The following is a 19,983-nucleotide window of genomic DNA, read 5'->3' on the forward strand; positions in this document are numbered from 1 at the left end:
TTCCTTTCGGTCAGTGCGGGTTCAGCGCAGGAAGTCCGGGATGTCGAGATCGCCCGGATCGTTGGGCGAGACGATCTGATGCTCGTACGTGTCATCGTAACGCGGCTGGGGCTGCTGCGGCACGTACTGGAACGGCTGGGCCTGCTGCGGCTGTTGCTGGACGGGCTGCTGCGCCGGCTGGACCGGCTGGACCGACGGAATGATCGGCGTCGGCTGCGAAACCGGTTGCTGGACGGGCGCAGTCTGGGCAGGCTGCGGATTCGTCGACTGCGGCTGGACCGGCTGGGTCGGCTGCTGCGCCGGCTGGGCGGCGAAGAACGGACGGGACGTCGCAGCCGGGGCAGCATGCTGCTGGGCCGGCTTGACGGCCGGGTTCGGGGATGTGAGGATGGTCGGTCCCTTGGACTTGGCCGGTTCCTCAGCCACCGGAGCCTTGGACTTCGGGTCGAAGCCGGCAGCGATGACGGTGACGCGCACTTCGTCGCCGTAGGCGTCGTTGAGCGCGAGACCCCAAATGATCTGCGCTTCGGGGTGGATGGCCTTGCGCACGAGCTCGACGGCGGACGCGGCCTCCTGCAGGCCGAGGTCGGTCGGGCCGGCGATGTTGACCAGCGCGCCGTGCGCGCCTTCGATGCTTTCCTCAAGCAGCGGCGAGCTGATGGCGATTTCCGCGGCCTGGGTGGCGCGGTCCTCCCCCCGCGCCGAGCCGATGCCGAATAGCGCGGTGCCGGCGCCGCGCAGGATGGCGGTGACGTCGGAGAAGTCGACGTGGATGTAGGACTGCATCGTGATCAGGTCGGTGATGCCCTGCACACCCGCGAGCAGCGCGGTGTCGGCGGTCTTGAACGCGTCGACGATGCCGATGGTGCGGTCGGACAGCTCAAGCAGGCGGTCGTTCGGAATGACGATGAGCGCGTCGACTTCCTTGCGCAGGTTCTCGATGCCGAGCGCGGCGGACGAGGAGCGCTGCGGGCCTTCGAAGGAGAACGGGCGGGTGACGACGGCGATGGTGAGCGCACCCTGCTGGTGCGCGGCCTTCGCGACGATCGGGCTGGCGCCGGTGCCGGTGCCGCCGCCTTCGCCGCAGGTCACGAACACCATGTCGGCGCCCTTGAGCGCCTCCTCGATGTCGGACTGGTGGTCCTGCGCGGCCTTCGCGCCCTTCTCCGGGTCGCGCCGGCGCCGAGGCCACGGCTGGTGTTGTCGGAAAGGGAAATCTTCACGTCGGCGTCCGAACGCAGCAAATCCTTCGCGTCGGTGTTCACTGCGACGAACTCAACGTTCTGCAGTCCTTCGGCGATCATGCGGTTGACGGCGTTGCCGCCTGCTCCGCCGACGCCAACGACCTTGATGTTGGTTTTGTCGTTGAACTGCTCAGTCTGGGCGATTTCGCTCACCATTGTCTCCTGTCACTCACACGGTTACGCATAACTCTATCGCAGAACCCCTGATATTTCAGGGCATGTTTCATGGTTTGCCACGGCGTTTCGCACCGTGGCACGAACTTTGTCCCGTTGCCTAGTAGCTGGCGTCCATCGGGTCGTCGCCGAACAGTGTTTTACGCTGCTCGTGTGTCGTTTCACGCGAATCCAGCCAACCGTAAGGCAGATGTACCTTTTTCGCGAAGCGCACGCGGCCTCGGGGCCTGTCCTTGACCCGTTCCGGGAACGTCATCGCGGGGTCGAGTTTGCCGATCTCACGGCGAACATCCTCAAGATTTTCACATTCCATGAACGCCTTGCGGGTCGATCCGCCCACCGGGAAACCCTTGAGATACCACGCAACATGCTTGCGCAGATCATGCACGGCCATGCGCTCGTCGCCGTCGTAGAATTCGACGAGCAGTTCGGCATGACGTTCGATCACGCGGCACACGTCGCCGAGCGTCGGGTTGACGCGCGTCGGATCCCCCGCGAACGCGTTCTTGATGTCGGCGAACAGCCACGGCCGTCCCTGGCAGCCGCGGCCGATCGCGACTCCCGCACAGCCGGTCTCACGCACCATTTCAAGCGCGTCGTCCGCACCCCAGATGTCGCCGTTGCCGAACACGGGAATGTCGAGCGCCTCGACCAGCTCACCGATACGGCTCCAGTCGGAGTGGCCGCCGTAGTATTCAGCCGTGGTACGCGCGTGCAGCGTCACGGCCGCGCAGCCCTCCTCCTGCGCGATACGGCCGGCCTCCATGAACGTCTCGTGGTCATGATCGATGCCGACGCGGATCTTCGCTGTGACGGGAATATCTGCCTCACCGCACACGCGCACGACGCGTTGGATGATCTCGCGGAACAGATCGGTTTTCCACGGCAGGGCCGAGCCGCCGCCGCGGCGGGTCACCTTGGGCACCGGGCAGCCGAAGTTGAGGTCGACGTGATCGGCCATATGCTCGTCGACGACGATGTGCGCAGCCTGTTCGACGATAGCCGGGTTGACGCCGTACAGCTGCAGCGAGCGGATCTTCTCGCTCGGCGCGAACCGGCACAGGCGCAGCGCCTTCGGGTTGCGGGCAACCAGCGCGCGGGCCGTAATCATTTCGGCCACGTACAGGCCGTCCGGGCCGTATTCCTCACAGATCACACGGAACGGCCAGTTGGTCACACCGGCCATCGGCGAAAGCACGACCGGCGTGGGCACGGTGATCGGGCCGAACTTCACCGGCGCGATCGTCACCGGCTCGGCCGAAGCATCGAGCGCCGGCGCGTCCGTGCGCGGGTCGAGGTTGTCGGTCTCGTGCCGTGCGCTGATCACGGTTTCATCATCATTGGATTTCGTCACGAACAGTCTTCCCCTACGTTCATGGCTCCCCCGGTCGAGGGAGAGGTCGTGCAAGGCATGATTGAGGGGAGCAGAAGGTTCGTCGCCTTTGCTCCCCTCAATCGGCCTGCGGCCGCCGATCTTCCCCTCCCGGGCAAATCGACGGCATGGCCGTCAGCGGCTCTCGGCGGATATCAGTACAGGCCGCCAGCCTCGTTGATCTTCACGGAGTCCGGCCACGGGTCGCCGCCCATGGACACCGGCTTCTGCGGCACGTGCGTGCGCTTCTCGCCGATGCGCGCATCGACGTATTCGGCGACCTTGTCGAGCGAGATACGCTCCTGGTTCATCGTGTCGCGGTCGCGGATCGTCACGGCCTGATCGTCGAGCGTGTCGAAGTCGACGGTGATGCACAGCGGGGTGCCGATCTCGTCCTCGCGGCGGTAGCGGCGACCGATCGCACCGGCTTCGTCGTAGTCGATCATCCACTCGTGCTGACGCAGGTCGGACGCGAGGTTCTGCGCGACGGTCTGCAGCTCGGGCTTCTTGCTCAGCGGCAGCACGGCGGCCTTGATCGGGGCCAGGCGCGGGTCGAGACGCAGGACGGTGCGCTTGTCGACGCCGCCCTTGGTGTTCGGCGCCTCGTCCACGTCATACGCGTCCACGAGGAAGCACATGAGCGAGCGGGTCAGGCCGGCGGCCGGCTCAATGACGTACGGCACGTACTTTTCGCCGGTGGCCTGGTTGAAGTAGCTCAGATCCTCGCCGGAGTGCTTCGCGTGCGCGGACAGGTCGAAGTCGGTGCGGTTCGCGACGCCCTCGAGCTCACCCCAGTCGGAGCCCTGGAAGCCGAACTTGTATTCGATGTCGACGGTGCGCTTCGAATAGTGGGCGAGCTTCTCCTTCGGATGCTCGTAGTGGCGCAGGTTCTCCGGCTTGACGCCAAGATCGAGGTACCACTGGGTGCGCGCGTCGATCCAGTACTGGTGCCAGTCCTCGTCGGTGCCCGGCTCGACGAAGAACTCCATCTCCATCTGCTCGAACTCGCGGGTGCGGAAGATGAAGTTGCCCGGCGTGATCTCGTTACGGAACGACTTGCCCATGTTGGCGATGCCGAACGGCGGCTTGGAACGCGACGAGGTCATCACGTTCTTGAAGTCCACGAAGATGCCCTGCGCGGTCTCCGGGCGCAGGTAGTGCAGGCTGTTCTCGTCCTCGACCGGGCCAAGGTGCGTGCGCAGCATCATGTTGAAGTCACGCGGTTCGGTCCACTTGCCGCGGGTGCCGCAGTCGGGGCACACGATGTCGGCCATACCGTTCTCCGGCAGCTTGTCGCCGTGCTTCTCGGCGTAGGATTCCTCGAGCTTGTCGGCGCGGTTGCGCTTGTGGCAGTTGAGGCACTCGACCAGCGGGTCGTTGAACACGGCCACGTGACCGGAAGCGACCCACACCGGGGTCGGCAGGATAATGGACGTATCCACGCCCACCACGTCGCCGCGGGTGACGACCATGGAACGCCACCATTCGCGCTTGATGTTGTCCTTCAGCGCGACGCCGAGCGGACCGTAATCCCACGCGGAACGGGTGCCGCCGTAGATTTCACCGGCAGGGAACACGAACCCGCGACGCTTCGCGAGGGACACGACTTCATCGAGTTTGGATACAGCCACAATGCACCTTCTGGTTTGAACGGTTTGGGGACTAGTTAGCGTTCCCGAGTCTATCGGCACAGCGTGACACGGGTAACGCACAGAGAATAAAGAGCAAGGCTTTACCACAGGCCTTTGGCGACACGCCAGATCTTCGGGGCGGAGTTTTGCCATTTCGACACGATGATGTCCATGTTGCGGCATAGCGTCGAAAACGTAATGCAGGGGAACCCGGAGGCAACGGCCGGGTTGAGAGTGGCGTGAGCCTGACCCTTGGAACCTGTTGGTTGAGACCATCGTAGGGAGCAGCGATATGAGCGATGATTCGCATATGCACTGTTGCAATGATGCAGACAATAATACTGACAACAGCAATGCTGATTCGACCGATCTGACCGGTCTGCGCGCGCGCATAGCGCAGGCGGTGCGCGACGTGAAAGCGCAGACCCCGCTGGCACAGTCTTTCACCAATTTTGTGACGATCAACCTCGTCGCGAACGCGCAGCTTGCGGCCGGCGGCACGGCGGCGATGAGTTTTCTGCCGGACGACGTGGTCAACACCGCGTGGATCTCCGGCGCGGACTACATCAACGTCGGCACGCTGCTGCCGTTCTACAAGGACGCACTGCCGCAGATCGCCCGCGCGTTCCGCAAGACCGGGCATAAGTGGGTGCTCGACCCGGTGGCGGCAGGCATCGGCAAGACGCGCACCGAAATCCTGCGCGCGTTCCGCGCCGCTCCCCCGACGATCGTGCGCGGCAATGCGTCGGAGATCATCGCGCTGGCGACCATGTGGGGGCTCATCTCCCCCGACGAGGCGAGTCGTCCGGCCGGCGTGGAGTCGGTGGACGAGGTGGATGCGGCCGTCGACGCAGCGAAGACGCTTGCCGTGTTTCTGGCGAAGTTCGCGCCGAATGGGCAGGCCGCGGTGGCCGTGTCCGGTGCGGTTGATCTGGTGACCGACGGCGAGCACGTCTACCGTCTGCCGGGCGGCAGCGCGATGATGGCGAAGATCACCGGTGCCGGCTGCTCGCTGGGCGGCGTGACCGCGACGTATCTGGCCGTCGCCGAGCCGCTCGTGGCCGCGCTGGCCGCGACACTGCTGTACAACCGCGCAGGCGAGATCGCCGAGGCCAAGGCCGAGGGACCGGGTTCGTTCCAGGTACATCTGCTCGACGCACTGTGGAACCTCACTCCCGAGCAGATCGCCGATTCTGCCATCCTGTAAATCGCAAACAAGTCTTCAAAACCTTATCAATTCCTTATATATAGAGAACAGAGGAATCATCATGGATAACTATCCATTCGCATCGATGCGCGACTCGTTCGACCTGTCCGCGTATTTCGTCGTCGGCCCACAGGACACGCACGACCGACCGGTCACCGACGTGATCGAGGAGGCGCTGCGCGGCGGCGCCACGTTCATCCAGTTGCGAGCCAAGGACGCCGACGCCAAGGAGATCACCTCGCTCGCGCAGGACATCGCGCAGATCATCGAGGACAACGACAAGTCCGATTCGGTCGCGTTCGTGATCGACGACCGCGTGGACGTCGTCTGGCAGTGCCGCAACAAGGGTATCAAGGTCGACGGTGTGCACATCGGCCAGACTGACATGGAGCCTCGCGAGGCCCGCGCGCTGCTCGGCGACGACGCGATCGTCGGCCTGTCGGCCGAAACCGAGGCGCTCGTCAAGCTCATCAACGAGCTGCCCGACGGCTGTATCGACTACATCGGCGCCGGTCCGCTGCACGTCTCCACGACCAAGCCGGAAGCGTCGGTCGGCGGCAACGACGGCTCGGGCAAGACGCTCGACGCGGAGCAGATCAACACGATCTGCTCGGCCTGCGACTTTCCGGTCGTGGTCGGCGGCGGCGTGACGCTCGCCGACATGGACATGCTCGCGCACACCAAGGCGGCAGGCTGGTTCGCCGTTTCGGCGATCGCCGGCGCGGACGATCCGCAGGCCGTGACGCGTGCAATGACCGACGCGTGGAAGGCCGTGCGCGGGGACGCGAAGCACGGTTACGCCAAGCGCACGATCGTTGCGCCGGCAGCCGCCGATGATGCGAGCGAGAACGCCGCCACGACCGAAAAGAAGTTCACCAACGCGAAGGAGGCCAAGGAAGCGCAGAAGCTCGCCAAGCAGCAGCGCGTCGACATCGCCGCCCGTGGCTCCAAGCAGCGCGACAAGGCGCACATTCGCAAGACCAAGCCGGTGCATTTCGAAAACCAGTTCGGCAGCTACGATCTCGAGGTGCCGTACACCGAGATCAAGCTGTCCGACACGCCCGGTGTCGGCCCGAACCCGCCGTTCATCGACTACAACACCGAAGGCCCCAAGTGTGATCCGAAGGAGGGCCTCAAGCCCCTGCGCCTCGATTGGATCCTCGACCGCGGCGACGTGGTGGAGTACGAGGGCCGCCGCCGCAATCTCGCGGACGACGGCAAGCGCGCGATCAAGCGCGGCAAGGCCACCAAGGAGTGGCGCGGCCGCAAGCACAACCCGCTCAAGGCCAAGGACCATCCGATCACGCAGATGTGGTACGCCCGTCACGGCATCATCACCCCGGAGATGAAGTATGTGGCCGAGCGCGAGAACTGCGACGTCGAGCTGGTGCGTTCCGAACTCGCCGCGGGCCGCGCGGTCATGCCGTGCAACATCAACCACCCGGAGGCGGAGCCGATGATCATCGGTTCTGCGTTCCTCACCAAGCTCAATGCGAACATGGGCAACTCGGCCGTCACCTCGTCCATCGACGAGGAGGTCGAGAAGCTGACGTGGGCCACCAAGTGGGGCGCGGACACCGTCATGGACCTGTCCACCGGCAACGACATCCACACCACGCGCGAGTGGATCCTGCGCAACTCCCCCGTCCCGATCGGCACCGTGCCGATGTATCAGGCGCTCGAGAAGGTCGAGGACGACGCGTCGAAGCTCAGCTGGGAGCTGTTCCGCGACACCGTGATCGAACAGTGCGAGCAGGGCGTCGACTACATGACCATCCACGCGGGCGTGCTGCTGCGCTTCGTGCCGCTGACCGCGAACCGCGTGACCGGCATCGTCTCGCGCGGCGGTTCGATCATGGCCGAATGGTGTCTGCAGCATCATCAGGAGAGCTTCCTGTACACGCACTTCGACGAGCTGTGCGACATCTTCACCAAGTACGACGTCGCGTTCTCGCTGGGCGACGGCCTGCGTCCGGGCTGCCTCGCGGATGCGAACGATCCGGCGCAGCTGGCCGAGCTGATGACGCTGGGCGAGCTGACCAAGCGCGCGTGGGCCAAGGACGTGCAGGTCATGATCGAAGGCCCGGGCCACATCCCGTTCGACACGGTGCGCATGAACATCGAGATGGAGAAGGCGATCTGCAACGGCGCGCCGTTCTACACGCTGGGACCGCTGACGACCGATACCGCGCCGGGCTACGACCACATCACGTCCGCGATCGGCGGTGTGGAGATCGCCCGTTACGGCACGGCCATGCTGTGCTACGTGACGCCGAAGGAACACCTCGGTCTGCCGAACAAGGACGATGTCAAGCAGGGCGTGATCGCGTACAAGATCGCCTGTCATGCGGCCGACATCGCCAAGCACCATCCGCACGCGCAGGACCGCGACCTCGCGATCTCGAAGGCCCGCTTCGAGTTCCGTTGGCTCGACCAGTTCAACCTGAGCTACGATCCGGACACCGCGATCGCGTTCCACGACGACACGCTGCCGGCCGAGCCGGCGAAGATGGCGCACTTCTGCTCGATGTGCGGCCCGAAGTTCTGCTCGATGGCCATTTCGCAGAACATCCGCAAGCAGTTCGGAGGCGAGGCGTCGCAGGAGCGGATCGTCGCCGAATCAGCCGAGAACGTGGCGCGCGGCATGGCTGAGATGAGCGAGAAGTTCAAGGCGCAGGGCGGCAAGCTCTACACCACCGCCGAATAGCACAATCGTATTGGCCACGCACTGACGCGGCCAATGCTGTGTTGGGCCGTGACTGTCGTGTCTTTTTCTCGGCTCCCCTTGTCAGGGGAGCCGTCACGCAGTGACTGAGGGGTAGTCAGAACCCATCACATCGCAACCCGGCAAAGCAGTAGAATGTTGCGGCCGCTTCGTGACCGGTTGATCGCCGGTGCGCGGAACGGCCGCAACGTCACGGAAAGGACCGATTATGACCACCACCCTCATCCCCGTGCTGGCGATCTCCGGCTCGGACTCGTCCGGCGGCGCAGGCGCACAGGCCGACCTCAAGACCATGCTCGCCAACGGCGTGTTCGGCATGAGCGCGATCACCGCGATCACCGCGCAGAACACACTGGGCGTCACCGGCGTGCAGAACATCACGCCCGACATGGTCGCCGCGCAGATCGACGCCGTGTACGCGGACATCCCGCCTCAGGCCATCAAAATCGGCATGGTCTCCTCCGCCGACCTCATCAACGCGATCGCCGACCGGCTCGAGGCACACCACGCGACCAACGTCGTGCTCGACCCGGTCATGGTCGCCACGTCCGGCGCGAAACTCATCGACGACAACGCGATCGCCGCGCTCACCACGCGGCTGTTCCCGCTGGCCACAGTCATCACGCCGAACATTCCCGAAACGGAAGTGCTGCTGGAACTGCTCGCGCACCGCGACGCGACGCTGAACACCGACAAGTGGGCCGAAACCGCGGAGCAGTCCGCGTCCATCGCCGGCGAGGCCGCGATGGAGTCGGCCGGGCGCGCGATCGCCGGCCATTTCGGCTGCGCGGTGCTCGTCAAGGGCGGTCACGGCGTGGCCGACGCGAACGACCTCTTGGTCGAACCGGACGGCACGGTCACGTGGATCGACGGCGAGCGCGTGGACAATCCAAACACGCACGGCACCGGCTGCACGCTGTCGTCGGCAATCGCGTCGAATCTAGCAAAAGGCGATACGCTGGAACAGGCGATCCGTCACGCGAAGGACTATCTGACCGGCGCGCTCAACGCCCAGCTCGATCTGGGCCACGGCTCCGGTCCGATGGACCATGCGTGGGCCTGGCGTTAAGTTAAGCGCAAAGCCGGTAAGCTTCGCGCAGACGAACCCTGAGCGAGGCGGAAGCCAAACGAAGGCAGCAATCAGTCGGGCCAGAGGCGCGTCCGTAATTGCAGGACCGTGGCGTCAAGACCTATACAGGTCCTATATAAAAGGAGTGAACCACATGACATTCGACCGCAACGCAGTCAAGCAGGAAGTTCCGATCGATCCGGAGACCGGCAAGCCGTATCTCAACACGGTGGCCGCGATCCAGGTGTCGGCGCACGGCACCGGTTCCGAGGTGTCGCCGTACGTGGCGCAGGCCATCGCGGTGATCCGCGAGTCGGGCCTGCCGCAGGAGACCAACGCGCTGTTCACCGACGTGGAGGGCGATCTGGACGACGTGCTGAAGGTCGCCGGGGATGCGGCCAAGAAGCTCGCCATGCAGGGCTATCGCACGAGCCTCGTGCTGCACATGGACATCCGCCCCGGTTTCACTGGCCAGCTGACCGAGAAGCCGGCGCTGGTCGACAAAATTCTGGGCGATAAGTAACCTTTTCCGGTTCCCGGGATTCGCGGCAAAAATCCCGGGAACCGGAAACCACACAATATATCACAATCGCACATTGCCCTTCCCCGGTGTTCCAGGGTTGTGCAACGCAAAATTGAACATCGCCGGTTCCCGGGATTTTCCACGCGAAATCCCGGGAACCGGTGTCCATTGACACCCACTCATTCGTCCACTATGTGACCGCCATCACATATTTCCAAGAGACAAACCTAAGGTATCTGTCAGGTTTTCCCAGCCACACAATGGCCGGCGAACGGATTCAAGGCAACGTCGCGCGACCACACAATGGGAGCGCAGTCGTAGCCAAGAGTCGATACATAAGAGGTTTGCATATTATGACTGCTGCATCCCAGCAGATTCCCGCCACGGCCGCCGCGCACGCTCAGGCGGGCGAAGCCGATCAGGCGCATATTCAAGACATCATCTCGCGCGTGGACCGCGCTCACGAAACCCCGATGTTCCATCGCATCGTCGCGCTCGTCGCGGCCGGCATGCTCATGGACAGCATCGACGTGTACATCGGCTCCGCCGTCGCATCCAGCGCGCTGGCCACCGGCTGGTCCACCGTCAAGCAGAATTCGACGTTCATGTCGGCCGGCTTCCTCGGCCTGCTCATCGGGTCCTTGTTGGCCGGTTTCGTCGGCGATCTCAAGGGCCGCCGCGTCGCCTATCAGATCAATTTGCTGCTGTTCGGCGGCTTCACGTTCCTCGGCGCGTTCGCCCCGAACATGGCGGTCCTCTCCCTGTGCCGTCTGGGCGCGGGCCTCGGCCTCGGCGCCGAGATCGTGACCGGTTTCGCGATGGTCAACGAGTTCGCGCCGATGAACCGCCGCGGCCACTGGTGCGCGATCGTCTCGCTCGTCGCCAACTGCGGCGTACCGATCGCCATGCTGCTGTGTGCGGCCATCATCCCGCATTTCACTTGGCGTCCGTTGTTCGTCGGCATCGGCTTGGTGGCGGCCATCATCTGGTGGCTGCGCCGCGACATCCCTGAATCCCCGCGCTGGCTCGCCGTGCACGGCCGCTATGACGAGGCGGACAAGATCGTGAAGGAAATGGAGGCCAACGGTTCCGAACCGGCAGCCGCCAACGCCGCGGCCACCGCCGCCGACGCGGCCGCGCAGAGCCGTAATGCTGGCGGCCGTTCGCTCGGCATCTGCCTGCTCGTGGCGATCGTGGCCGTGGGCGCGACCAACGTGTGCTCGTACGCGTTCACCTCGTGGGTGCCGACGATCCTCGTCAAGCGCGGCATCAACCTGTCCTCGTCGCTCACCACGTCCACGCTCATGATGCTCGGCGCTCCGGTCGGCTGCCTGATCGGTTCGCTGCTCATCGACCGCATCGGCCGCAAGCGCACGATCGTGCCCGCGTTCCTGTTCACCGGCGTGTTCGGCATGGCGTACGCGTTCCAGACTTCGACCGCCGGCGCGATCATCGTCGGCTTCCTGCTCATGATGTGCCTCTACACGCTGATGGCGTCGGTCGTGGCCGTGTACGCGCCTGAACTGTTCGCCACCAAGGTCCGCTTCCGCTGTGTGGGTCTGGCGAACGCGATCGCCAAGCTGCTCAACGTGCTTATGCCGATGGTGGTGGGCTGGATGCTCACCGCGCTCGGCGCGACGTCGATCTTCGTGTCGATCAGCGTGATCGCGATCTTCTCGATGCTCATCGTCGGCTTCTTCGGTGCGGAGACCTCCCAGCGCTCCGTTGGCTGATCGCCGTGCCTTCATAGGCAAGAGAACAATAGAAAAACGGTTGCGTCGATTCGTCGGCGTGACCGTTTTTTGTTGCATATGTGCGGTTTCACCCGCGCACTCACAGCGGGATTGTTGCGGACAGCGTCCATTCGCCGGATTGCGGATCGGATTGCCAGCCAGTTTCGACGTGCATGGTACCGCCGCGTTCCGCGATGGTCGCCTGGTACCGCTTCAGCCCAGTGCCGAGCGACTGCCGTTCCCGTCCGCCGTCACCGATGCGGGCAGCGCCATCGGCATGATGCCCGACCTCGGCCTTAGCGAGCGCCGTGTCCACGAGCGCGATCTGCACGGCGTCGCGGCCGACGCCGATCGTGAGCACGTAGCCGCCGTCCGGGTCGGCGTGTTTGGCGATGTTGCCGTACAGTTCCTCAAGCAGTCCGGCGAACAGGTCGTCCGGCTGCGCCGCGTCGTTCGCATTGGAGACGATCGTCTGCCCGTCGAAGCCGAGTTCGGCGAGCCGATGATCGCCGGATCGTGCGATCGTGCGCAGTTGTGCGGCGAGCGGACAGTCGGCACGGTCGACGCTCGGATTGATGACGGACGGATGCGATGATGCTGACGTCGCTGCGGCGTGACCGTGATCGCTAAGCCGTTCGACCGTCGACGATGCGCGCGGATCGCCGCCGTCGCGTCCTTCGATGACGCCGATGACCTGATGCGTGCGATCGAGCGCGCCGGAGGCGACGTCGCGCAATTCTCGCAATTCGGCCAGGCTGGGCGCACGGCCGTCGGCGATATCCTTGTCGAATCGCAAGATAAGATACGCGAGATCGTTCGACACGTAGTCATGGATGTCCTGTGCGGCGCGGGCGCGCTGACGCCGGTACTCGAGTTCCATTTGCGCAGTGTGCCGCTCGTGGTTCCAACGTGCGGCCATGCCGCCGAGCAGGAATCCAGCGAACAGGATGACGACCGGCGCTACGCCGACCATGGCGACCGTGCCGAGCAGCACGTGACGGTCGTTGTCTGAACCTGCATCATCAGACGCGGCATTATCTCCGTTTTCGGATTGGCTGGATTGCCCAGATTGCCCGGGACCATCAGCACCACTGGATTGTCCGGAATCGTTGCCGTTCTGCGAGCCGCCGGATACATTACCCGAATCCGCGTCATCCGTTTGCCCGGAACCGGTGCCGTTCCCGGAAGCAGCCGACTCGCCGACCGCGTCATTGCCGATCGAATCGTTGGCCGGGGCATCGTCGTTGCCGGAGCCGGCAGAATCATCAGTATCGGAATCGGAGGAATCGGCGCTGTCGCCGCCAGAGTCGGACGAAGTGTCGCTGCCAGTAAGACTGTTCGCGCTGCCGCTGCCGTTCCCGCTCCCCCATTGCGGCACAGCCACGCCGCCGGCCGTCAGTAGCCACGACGCCAGCGCAATAACCGCGATCGCAACCGCCGCACGCCGGTTCGCATACCCGAACACGGCAACCGCGATGAGCACCGCGACCAGCGTGGCGGACGGCATCGTCACCGGCGCAAAGCACAGCACGGTCCACAGCGTCACGACCGTGAGACCGCCGCTGACCGGTCTGAACGCCATGCCGATCACGGCCGCGGCGAACACGAACGCGCACACCACGCTGGCAACCGTCATCCCGTCGAACACCAGCGCGACCAGCGTTTCCATCGTGCAGACCAAGGACACGACCAGCACCGCGACCAGCAGCCACGCGTTGGCCACGCGCCGGTCGGCAGCGACCAGTCGTTCGCGCCATTCCACCGTAGCCGTCATCCCGTCACCCCGCTTTCCATGCAGTTTCGCACATACCCTGTTTTGCCGGCTAAATTCTTCGTCATTTCGACCGAGCGAAGCGAGCGGCGAAATCCCTTACCGGCCAACGGTTCGGAAGATTTCTCGACTCGGCTTCGCCTCGCTCGAAATGACAAGTTCATACGGCTATCCTCGCTTACGATGACAAGTTCATCTGACATGTTCCGTAATGACAAGTTCATCTGGCACGTTCCATAATGACAAGATCGTCAGAACACATGTCGCCGCACGCAGATCGAGATCGCGTGCGCGCGGCTGCGGGCGCCGAGTTTGGCGAGCGCGCGCCGTTCGAACGTGGAGACGGTGGACGTGCCAACGCCGAGCCGGTCCGCGATCTCGCGCGTGGTCAGCCCGTCAGCGTAAAGGCGCAGCACATCGCGTTCCTTGGGTGAGAGCGCACCGCGAGCGCCGCCGGCGTCGTATGACGCGTCTTCGAGCAGCGTGTGCGCTTCGGCTGAGTCAAGGAAGCGTGCGCCGCCTGTCTCTTCCGCGTTACGCGCATCGACTGCATTGTCCAAGACAGTCGTCCGATCATCATCACCGACATTCGTCGCCAATCCGTGGGCCGCACGTCGGATCGCCGCGGCCATGCCGGCGAGGTCGGTTTTGCCGACGAGCGCCTGCATGCCGCAGTGCACGGCTTCGTCGCGGAACGACGCGACCGCATACGATGTCACGCCGACGACACCCACATCGGCGCGTTTGACGCGGATCGCCCGGCAGACTTCGGTGCCGGGCACGTCGTTCATCGACATGTCGGTGACAAGCACGTCCGGCCGCTGCGTTCTGCTCAGGCAGCGGCTGATCGCGACCGCGCCGAGTTCGCACGTCCAGGCCACGTCGAAGCGTGCGTCCATGCGCGCGATCATCGTCGACAATACGGCGACCGCGTACGGGTCGTTGTCGACGATGCCGATGCGAATACGCGCGTTTGCACCAGTCTCGTCCATGCGCACCTCCCCTTCGCCTATCATGCCTGCCCGCGCGGCCGCGTCGTCGCGCCGCGTCATGCGGGCTATGACATCCATCATTCCACCGATCGCGCGTGTTCCATACTGGAATTACCGCAACACGCCGGTGCGCGTGGCTGTAGTGGCGCCGCGGCGTCCGGTCCGGAGACCGCGACCGCTTCCCCGCACCGGCTTGGACGGCCGACCGTAGTCATCCGGCGGCCGGAAAGGAGGCCATCATGACCTCGGTACATATCGATCCCGCTGCCAAAGACCCGCGCACGACGCGTTTCACGAACAGTTTCACGCGGCGATTCGTCCGACAGTGCTCATGGAACCGCGCGCATTGGATCGGCGTGATCGCGCTGGGCGGACTGCTGTGGCTGACCGCCTACTATTACCGTTACGCGGCGTTCCTGCCGGAACTCGGCGACCGGCCGGTTCCCGACGGCTTCACCTGGCTGCCGATGATGGCGATCCTCTGGCCGGCCGGACTGGCGTTGACGAATCTGATCCTCGGCTCGATCCGCTCCGGTTCGCTCTCGTTTCCGCTGGTCAGCGCGCTCATGGGCCCGCTCGGCTTCGGCTGGGCGCACTTGCGCATGGTCGGCTACGTCGAATACCGCCGGTGGTCCGACTGGCTGTCGTTGATGCGCGCGCACGGCGGCGAGTTGCTCGTGCAAACGTTGTACGGCAGTGCGGTGCTGCTGCTCGCCTACGCGGCGGTCGCGTTCGCCTGTTACGCGATCGGCCGTTACGGGTTGCGCAGGCTGTTTCTCGCCCCGCCGCCGACGAGCGCGAGCGGTCGGATGCTTGCGTGGGCGCGGCGTGACGCGGTGCGGTTCGGCTGCTGGCTGACGCTGGCGGTCACGTATGGCCTGATCCTCGCGTTCGCGCTCATTCGCGGCGAATGGGTGATGGTCGGGGCACTGACGATCAATTTCGCCGTGCCGCCCATACTGCTGGTGGCGTGCGGCGCGTACGCGACTCGCGACGCGGCGATGCCGGCTGGACGACGCCGTGCACGACGGTCCGCCGACGTACGGCTCGATTGGCTGCGGTCGCTGTTCTTCCCCGCAATCGGCGCACTGATCGGCGCCGTGGCGGTGTTCGTATTGTCCGCGCCGTATCAGGACGAATGCCCGATCAACGGCGTGTGCACGCCGATCGGCGGCGGCTGGTTCATCGACTGGACCGCGCTGGTCGACATGGTACCGCAGTTCCTCGTGCTGTATCTCGCCGCCGGCTATATCGGCTATATCGCGATGCTGTCCGCACGGCTGATCGTCCGCGCTCTTCGTAATTTTCGTAATCGCACAGCTTCCATAGGAAAGGAGCGGTCATGACCACGCCGAACACTCAGAACAGCAACGTTCGTAGCAACGTGCGCACCGCACGCAGTCATCGGCAGTCGGCGGCCATGCGTCGGCTGACTGCGGCGCTGCTGACGATCGCATTCGCCGTCGCCGCAACGGGCGCAGCGTATACGGCAACGGCCGCGCTGGACGGCATCCGCGCCACGATCGTCGCGGCCCGTCCGCTCGCCGACAAGCCGAGCACGTCGGCGGCGAACGGCGCAAGCTATTTCGCCGAACAGTATTCCAGCTACTTTCTCGCCGCCGGGCTCAGGCACGGCAACGTGAACTTCTCCCCCGCGTCAATGTGGCTGGCATTGGCGATCGCGGCGCAGGGCGCGGACGGCGAGACGCGCGCGCAGCTGGACCGTGTGTTGCAAACGCAATCACTGACTGCCGGCGACTATCGTTCGCTGATCTCGTCGATCAACGGCCGGCGCGAAGGCGCGGCGTCCGAAATGCTCGCACGCAACGCGGTGTGGGCAGACGATACGCTCACGCTGTCCGACGAGTTCGCGTCGACCGTGCGCGACGCGTTCGACGCGAACGTGGTTTCGTTGCCGTTCGGCGACGACGCGACGCAACGGCTGCGCGAGTGGATCAAGGAGGGCACGCGCGGCGAGCTTGCACCGGACGTGCGGCTGGACGACGGTCGACTGCTGTCGATCGTCAACACCGTGTACGCGGACGGACGCTGGGCCGAACCGTTCGATGCGAACGATACCAAGAACGGCACGTTCCACGGGTCGAACAGCGACGCGACCGTGCCGATGATGACGCGCACGTTTGAGAACACGACGTGGGCGTTCAGCAAGAAGGAAGGCTGGCAGACCGCAACGCTCACATTCGACGACGGCGGCACGTTCACGCTGCTGCTGCCGGACGAGGGCCAGTTCGACGAGATCGCGCAGGCGGGCAGTTCCCTAGCGAGCCGGGCGTTCCGCGCGGGCACGTCGGACGCGCCGGACGGGAACGCGATCTGGCCCGACGAGACGGAACGTCAAGGGCCGATCCCGGACGTGCTGGGATTCGACACGACGGCGTACGCCGCGCAGGTGACGGTGACGATGCCGCGGTTCTCGATCACGAATACGTTTGCGTCGGATGAGCTGATCGGCGTGCTGCGCAAGATCGGCGTCACGGACGCGTTCGACCCGGAGCGGGCTGATTTTGCGAAGATGCTTGACGCCGATCATTCCGCTGTCAAGGACGCGGCGCTGTATGTGGATTCGGTGGTGCAGGGCACGCGCATCGACGTGAACGAGCGGGGCGCCAAGGCGGCCGCCTACACCGACATCGGCATGGCCACCTCCGCCGCGCCCGCAAGCCAGCGGCACGTCGACTTCACCGTCGACCGCCCGTTCCTCTACCAGTACGCCACGCCCGACGGCATCCCCCTGTTCGTGGGCGCCGTCACGGACCTCTAAATCAATGCAAACTGTCGATGCAGCCCGCAGTATCGGAATCGCGCTGCGCGCGATGCAGTGTTGCCGGCTCACTGCCGCTCGCGGACGCTCCCTCAGTCCGCCTGCGGCGGCCAGCTCCCTCAGCCGAGGGAGCCTGCAAGGCGTGTTATAGACACTGGTTTCTCATAACCGTAGAAGCGAGAGAAGCTGGCGGAGCCTCGGCTCCCTCGGCTGAGGGAGCTGTCACAGCGAAGCTGTGACTGAGGGAGCGTCTGCGGCGCGGCAGCGCCGCTGATCAGCACAGCATCGCGCGCAGCGCGATTCCGATGCTACTTGTGCAGGAACAGGCCGCCGTCGCCCCAGGCCCAGTCGCCGGCGCCGGCGCCGATCTGGAAGTGGAGCTTGGCGATGCCGAGGTCGTTGAACGGCACGCCGTTGTCGGACGCCGGGTCGATGTGTGCGGCGGCGGTGTCGTCGGCGGTGTTGTACGTGAACGTGATCGGCTGGCGGTTCATGCCGCTCGGCGCCTTCATGGCCGCCTCGACGCCCGCGCGGAACCAGTCGGGCGCGGCGGTGCGCTCCTCGTCGGTCATGCCGGCGGTGAACTGCTCGTACGACTTGGTGGGCCGGTGCGTGCGCTGGCGTTCCACCAGTTCCGCATAGCTGGTGGACGTGTACGTGAGGTGATGCTCCGGGTGGCCGATCACGATGCCCAAGTACAGTTCCTCGGACTTGGTGATGCGGCAGTGCTTGGCCGCTTCGGCGCGATCCCAGCTGCCGCCGACCCACAGGGTGCCGAGTCCGCGCAGCGTGGCGGTGAGCACGGCGCGCTCACCGTAGAATCCGGCGCGTTCGCGGGCTTCGGGATCGTCCTTCGGACCGACGACGGCGATGAGGTTCGCCGCGTTGGTCAGGTGCCCGGACTCGTTGGCCGCGGTGAACACGGCCGGCTGGTTAAGGATGAGCTGCATGTTGAGCCCGCCGAGCATGTTGACCGCGTCGAGCGTCATGCTCAGCTGCCGGGCGGTGTCCTCGTCGATCGGGTCCTTGTCGTAGGCGCGCACCGACGTGCGGATGTTGATCGCGTCGATGAGCTGCGTGTGTTCTGCCATGATTGCCCCTTCCTTGGCGTTGCATAATGGCGTGACGATAACGTAACCATCATACGCAGCATTCAGCCACGACGATCACGGCAACCATGCGGTCTCACGCAAAACCACGCAAGACCGCACAAAACGCAAGTTCCGAACGCTACTTGAGCGCCGGCATCGGCTTCCAGTTCGGGTCGTGCATGAGCTTGCGCGAATCCCACCAGCCCTTGGCGATCTGCACGAGTCCGGTGCGCACGTGCTCGCGGTCGACCATGACGAGTCGGATCACTTCCTTCGCGGCGGTGGCGATCGTGCCGAGCGCGAACAGGAACGGGCGGAAGTCACCGTGCGCCATGAAGTAGCGGGCCATGTAGCCGCGGTTGCGCATGATGTGGTAGCGGTTCATGTCGGACGTGGAGTTGAGCTGGCGCAAGCCGGCGATGTCCCAGTTGCCGATTTCGCGCGTGCGGCGCAGCACGACATCGGGCACGACGATCGGATTGGTGACCTTGCTGGCAAGGTAGCCGTAGATCGTGTCGTCCCAGTAGATGAAGAATCGCGGGTCGGGGAAGCCGATCTGTTCGACGACGCGACGGCGGAACAGGCCGCCTTCGAAGCACAGCGTGTCCATGACGCGGTAGCCGGCGCGGCCAAACGCGGCGGGCGCGATCGGGTTGGGGATGCCGAGCGGGACAATGAAGTCGTACTGCCAGTAGAACGGGCCGCCGTCGTAGTCGTAGCGGCTGCCTTGGATGACGTCGTGGCGGGGTGTCCATTTGGCGAGTTTTTCAATGCCTTCGGGTTCGACGGCCACGTCGTCGTCCATGACCCAGAACCATTCGGCGCCGAGCTCGTACGCCTTCTTCACGCCGGCGGAGAAGCCGCCCGCGCCGCCGAGGTTGGCGGTTTGCGGCGCGTAGACGACGCGCTGTTCGTTGCCGCTCGCGTCCGGCACGGTGGTGCCCCACTGTTTGGTGATGCGTGCGGCGAAGTCGTTGACCATGCCGTGCGTTTCGTCGGAGTGTTCGTTGTCGACGATGACGATGCGCCACGGTGCGACGGTCAGCCGTTCGATCGAGTCGAACAGTTTGGTCAGCAGCTGCTGGCGTTTGTACGTGACGACGACGATCGCCAGTTTCTCGATGGTCTTCTTCGCGGCATGCTTTTCACTCATGCCCACCATTGTATGCACAGCCCGGCGCGGAACGCGCGTCAATGGTTGGGGCGGACGCGCGTGATCGCGTATTTCGCGTCGAAGATGATGATGCCGAGATCGTCGTAATGATGGCCGTCGATGTAGGTGACGGCGGTGTGGCCGGGCTGCGATGCCGGCAGGTCGAACAGTCTCAGGATCGCGCGTTCGGCCGTGCCGTCGGCGAGCGTGATGTAGGTGCGGCGGTCGATGATCGGGACCGCGTTATGATCCGTTGGTTGCGCCGATTTGAGTGCGATCTGCCGCGTTTCCTCGTTGACGTAGGTGATGACGGCGCTCGGATGGCCGAGCATGATGCCGGTGTCAGCGTTGAAGCTGATGTTGCGGTCGCGGATGGTGAGCCGCGGCGGCTTGGCGAGCCGAATTTCCGTGAATCCGTCCAACAGCCCGCTCATGCGCTCCCCCTCGCCCTTGATGCGATCATCGTTCCGATGCTTTCCCCCGATTCTACCGTCGCGTTGCGCCCACACGCCAAAC

General features: G+C 64.7%; 14 protein-coding genes and 1 pseudogene. 7 read left to right on the forward strand and 8 right to left on the reverse strand.

What is annotated here, in order from left to right:
• Positions 1–21: 21 nt before the first annotated feature.
• The 3 genes and pseudogenes from ftsZ to BBIA_RS00270 form a co-directional block, all read right to left on the reverse strand.
• Positions 22–1,397 (reverse strand): annotated as a pseudogene (ftsZ, locus tag BBIA_RS00260) (cell division protein FtsZ).
• 121 nt (positions 1,398–1,518) lie between these two features.
• Positions 1,519–2,772, reverse strand: coding sequence for a tRNA dihydrouridine synthase DusB (gene dusB / locus BBIA_RS00265; RefSeq protein WP_081891736.1), 1,254 nt, complete (start codon positions 2,770–2,772; stop codon positions 1,519–1,521).
• Between the two features lie 173 nt (positions 2,773–2,945).
• Entirely contained in the window at positions 2,946–4,421 is a 1,476-nt protein-coding gene (locus tag BBIA_RS00270; RefSeq protein ID WP_033495161.1) for a glycine--tRNA ligase, read from the reverse strand.
• A 292-nt stretch (positions 4,422–4,713) separates the two neighbouring features.
• Here BBIA_RS00270 and thiM point away from each other — a divergent pair, with 292 nt between their 5' ends.
• The 5 genes from thiM (at position 4,714) to BBIA_RS00295 (ending at position 11,678) form a co-directional block, all read left to right on the forward strand.
• Positions 4,714–5,628, forward strand: coding sequence for a hydroxyethylthiazole kinase (gene thiM / locus BBIA_RS00275; RefSeq protein WP_033495162.1), 915 nt, complete (start codon positions 4,714–4,716; stop codon positions 5,626–5,628).
• A 61-nt stretch (positions 5,629–5,689) separates the two neighbouring features.
• A complete protein-coding gene (gene thiC, locus BBIA_RS00280) occupies positions 5,690–8,335 on the forward strand; it encodes a phosphomethylpyrimidine synthase ThiC (RefSeq protein ID WP_033495164.1) in 2,646 nt (881 codons plus the stop codon).
• Between the two features lie 226 nt (positions 8,336–8,561).
• Positions 8,562–9,422, forward strand: coding sequence for a bifunctional hydroxymethylpyrimidine kinase/phosphomethylpyrimidine kinase (gene thiD, locus BBIA_RS00285; protein ID WP_033495166.1), 861 nt, complete (start codon positions 8,562–8,564; stop codon positions 9,420–9,422).
• A 154-nt stretch (positions 9,423–9,576) separates the two neighbouring features.
• Complete coding sequence (locus BBIA_RS00290; RefSeq protein WP_033495168.1) at positions 9,577–9,945, forward strand: thiamine-binding protein; 369 nt, start codon at positions 9,577–9,579, stop codon at positions 9,943–9,945.
• A 353-nt stretch (positions 9,946–10,298) separates the two neighbouring features.
• Positions 10,299–11,678 (forward strand): MFS transporter, encoded by a 1,380-nt coding sequence (locus BBIA_RS00295; protein ID WP_033495170.1) that lies wholly within the window; start codon positions 10,299–10,301, stop codon positions 11,676–11,678.
• Between the two features lie 100 nt (positions 11,679–11,778).
• Here BBIA_RS00295 and BBIA_RS14570 read toward each other — a convergent pair whose 3' ends face one another.
• Both BBIA_RS14570 and BBIA_RS00305 read right to left on the reverse strand, forming a co-directional pair.
• Entirely contained in the window at positions 11,779–13,452 is a 1,674-nt protein-coding gene (locus BBIA_RS14570; protein ID WP_033495172.1) for a sensor histidine kinase, read from the reverse strand.
• Positions 13,453–13,700: 248 nt separating this feature from the next.
• Positions 13,701–14,501, reverse strand: a complete 801-nt coding sequence (locus BBIA_RS00305; protein WP_238548377.1) for a response regulator transcription factor — start codon at positions 14,499–14,501, stop codon at positions 13,701–13,703.
• A 179-nt stretch (positions 14,502–14,680) separates the two neighbouring features.
• Here BBIA_RS00305 and BBIA_RS13115 point away from each other — a divergent pair, with 179 nt between their 5' ends.
• Both BBIA_RS13115 and BBIA_RS00315 read left to right on the forward strand, forming a co-directional pair.
• On the forward strand, positions 14,681–15,787 hold the full coding sequence (locus BBIA_RS13115; protein ID WP_051923583.1) for a hypothetical protein: 1,107 nt from the start codon (positions 14,681–14,683) through the stop codon (positions 15,785–15,787).
• Positions 15,784–17,223: a serpin family protein gene (locus BBIA_RS00315; RefSeq protein ID WP_051923584.1), complete on the forward strand. Its 1,440-nt coding sequence runs from the start codon at positions 15,784–15,786 to the stop codon at positions 17,221–17,223. Before BBIA_RS13115 ends, BBIA_RS00315 begins: the two co-directional genes overlap by 4 nt.
• A gap of 308 nt (positions 17,224–17,531) precedes the next feature.
• Here BBIA_RS00315 and BBIA_RS00320 read toward each other — a convergent pair whose 3' ends face one another.
• From BBIA_RS00320 to BBIA_RS00330, 3 genes are all read right to left on the reverse strand, one after another.
• Complete coding sequence (locus tag BBIA_RS00320; protein ID WP_033495174.1) at positions 17,532–18,314, reverse strand: nitroreductase family protein; 783 nt, start codon at positions 18,312–18,314, stop codon at positions 17,532–17,534.
• Positions 18,315–18,453: 139 nt separating this feature from the next.
• Positions 18,454–19,467, reverse strand: coding sequence for a glycosyltransferase family 2 protein (locus BBIA_RS00325; RefSeq protein WP_033495176.1), 1,014 nt, complete (start codon positions 19,465–19,467; stop codon positions 18,454–18,456).
• A gap of 38 nt (positions 19,468–19,505) precedes the next feature.
• Complete coding sequence (locus BBIA_RS00330) at positions 19,506–19,901, reverse strand: hypothetical protein (RefSeq protein WP_033495177.1); 396 nt, start codon at positions 19,899–19,901, stop codon at positions 19,506–19,508.
• Positions 19,902–19,983: the final 82 nt, after the last annotated feature.

The organism is Bifidobacterium biavatii DSM 23969, assembly GCF_000741165.1.
In the GTDB taxonomy this organism is placed as follows: Bacteria; Actinomycetota; Actinomycetes; order Actinomycetales; family Bifidobacteriaceae; genus Bifidobacterium; species Bifidobacterium biavatii.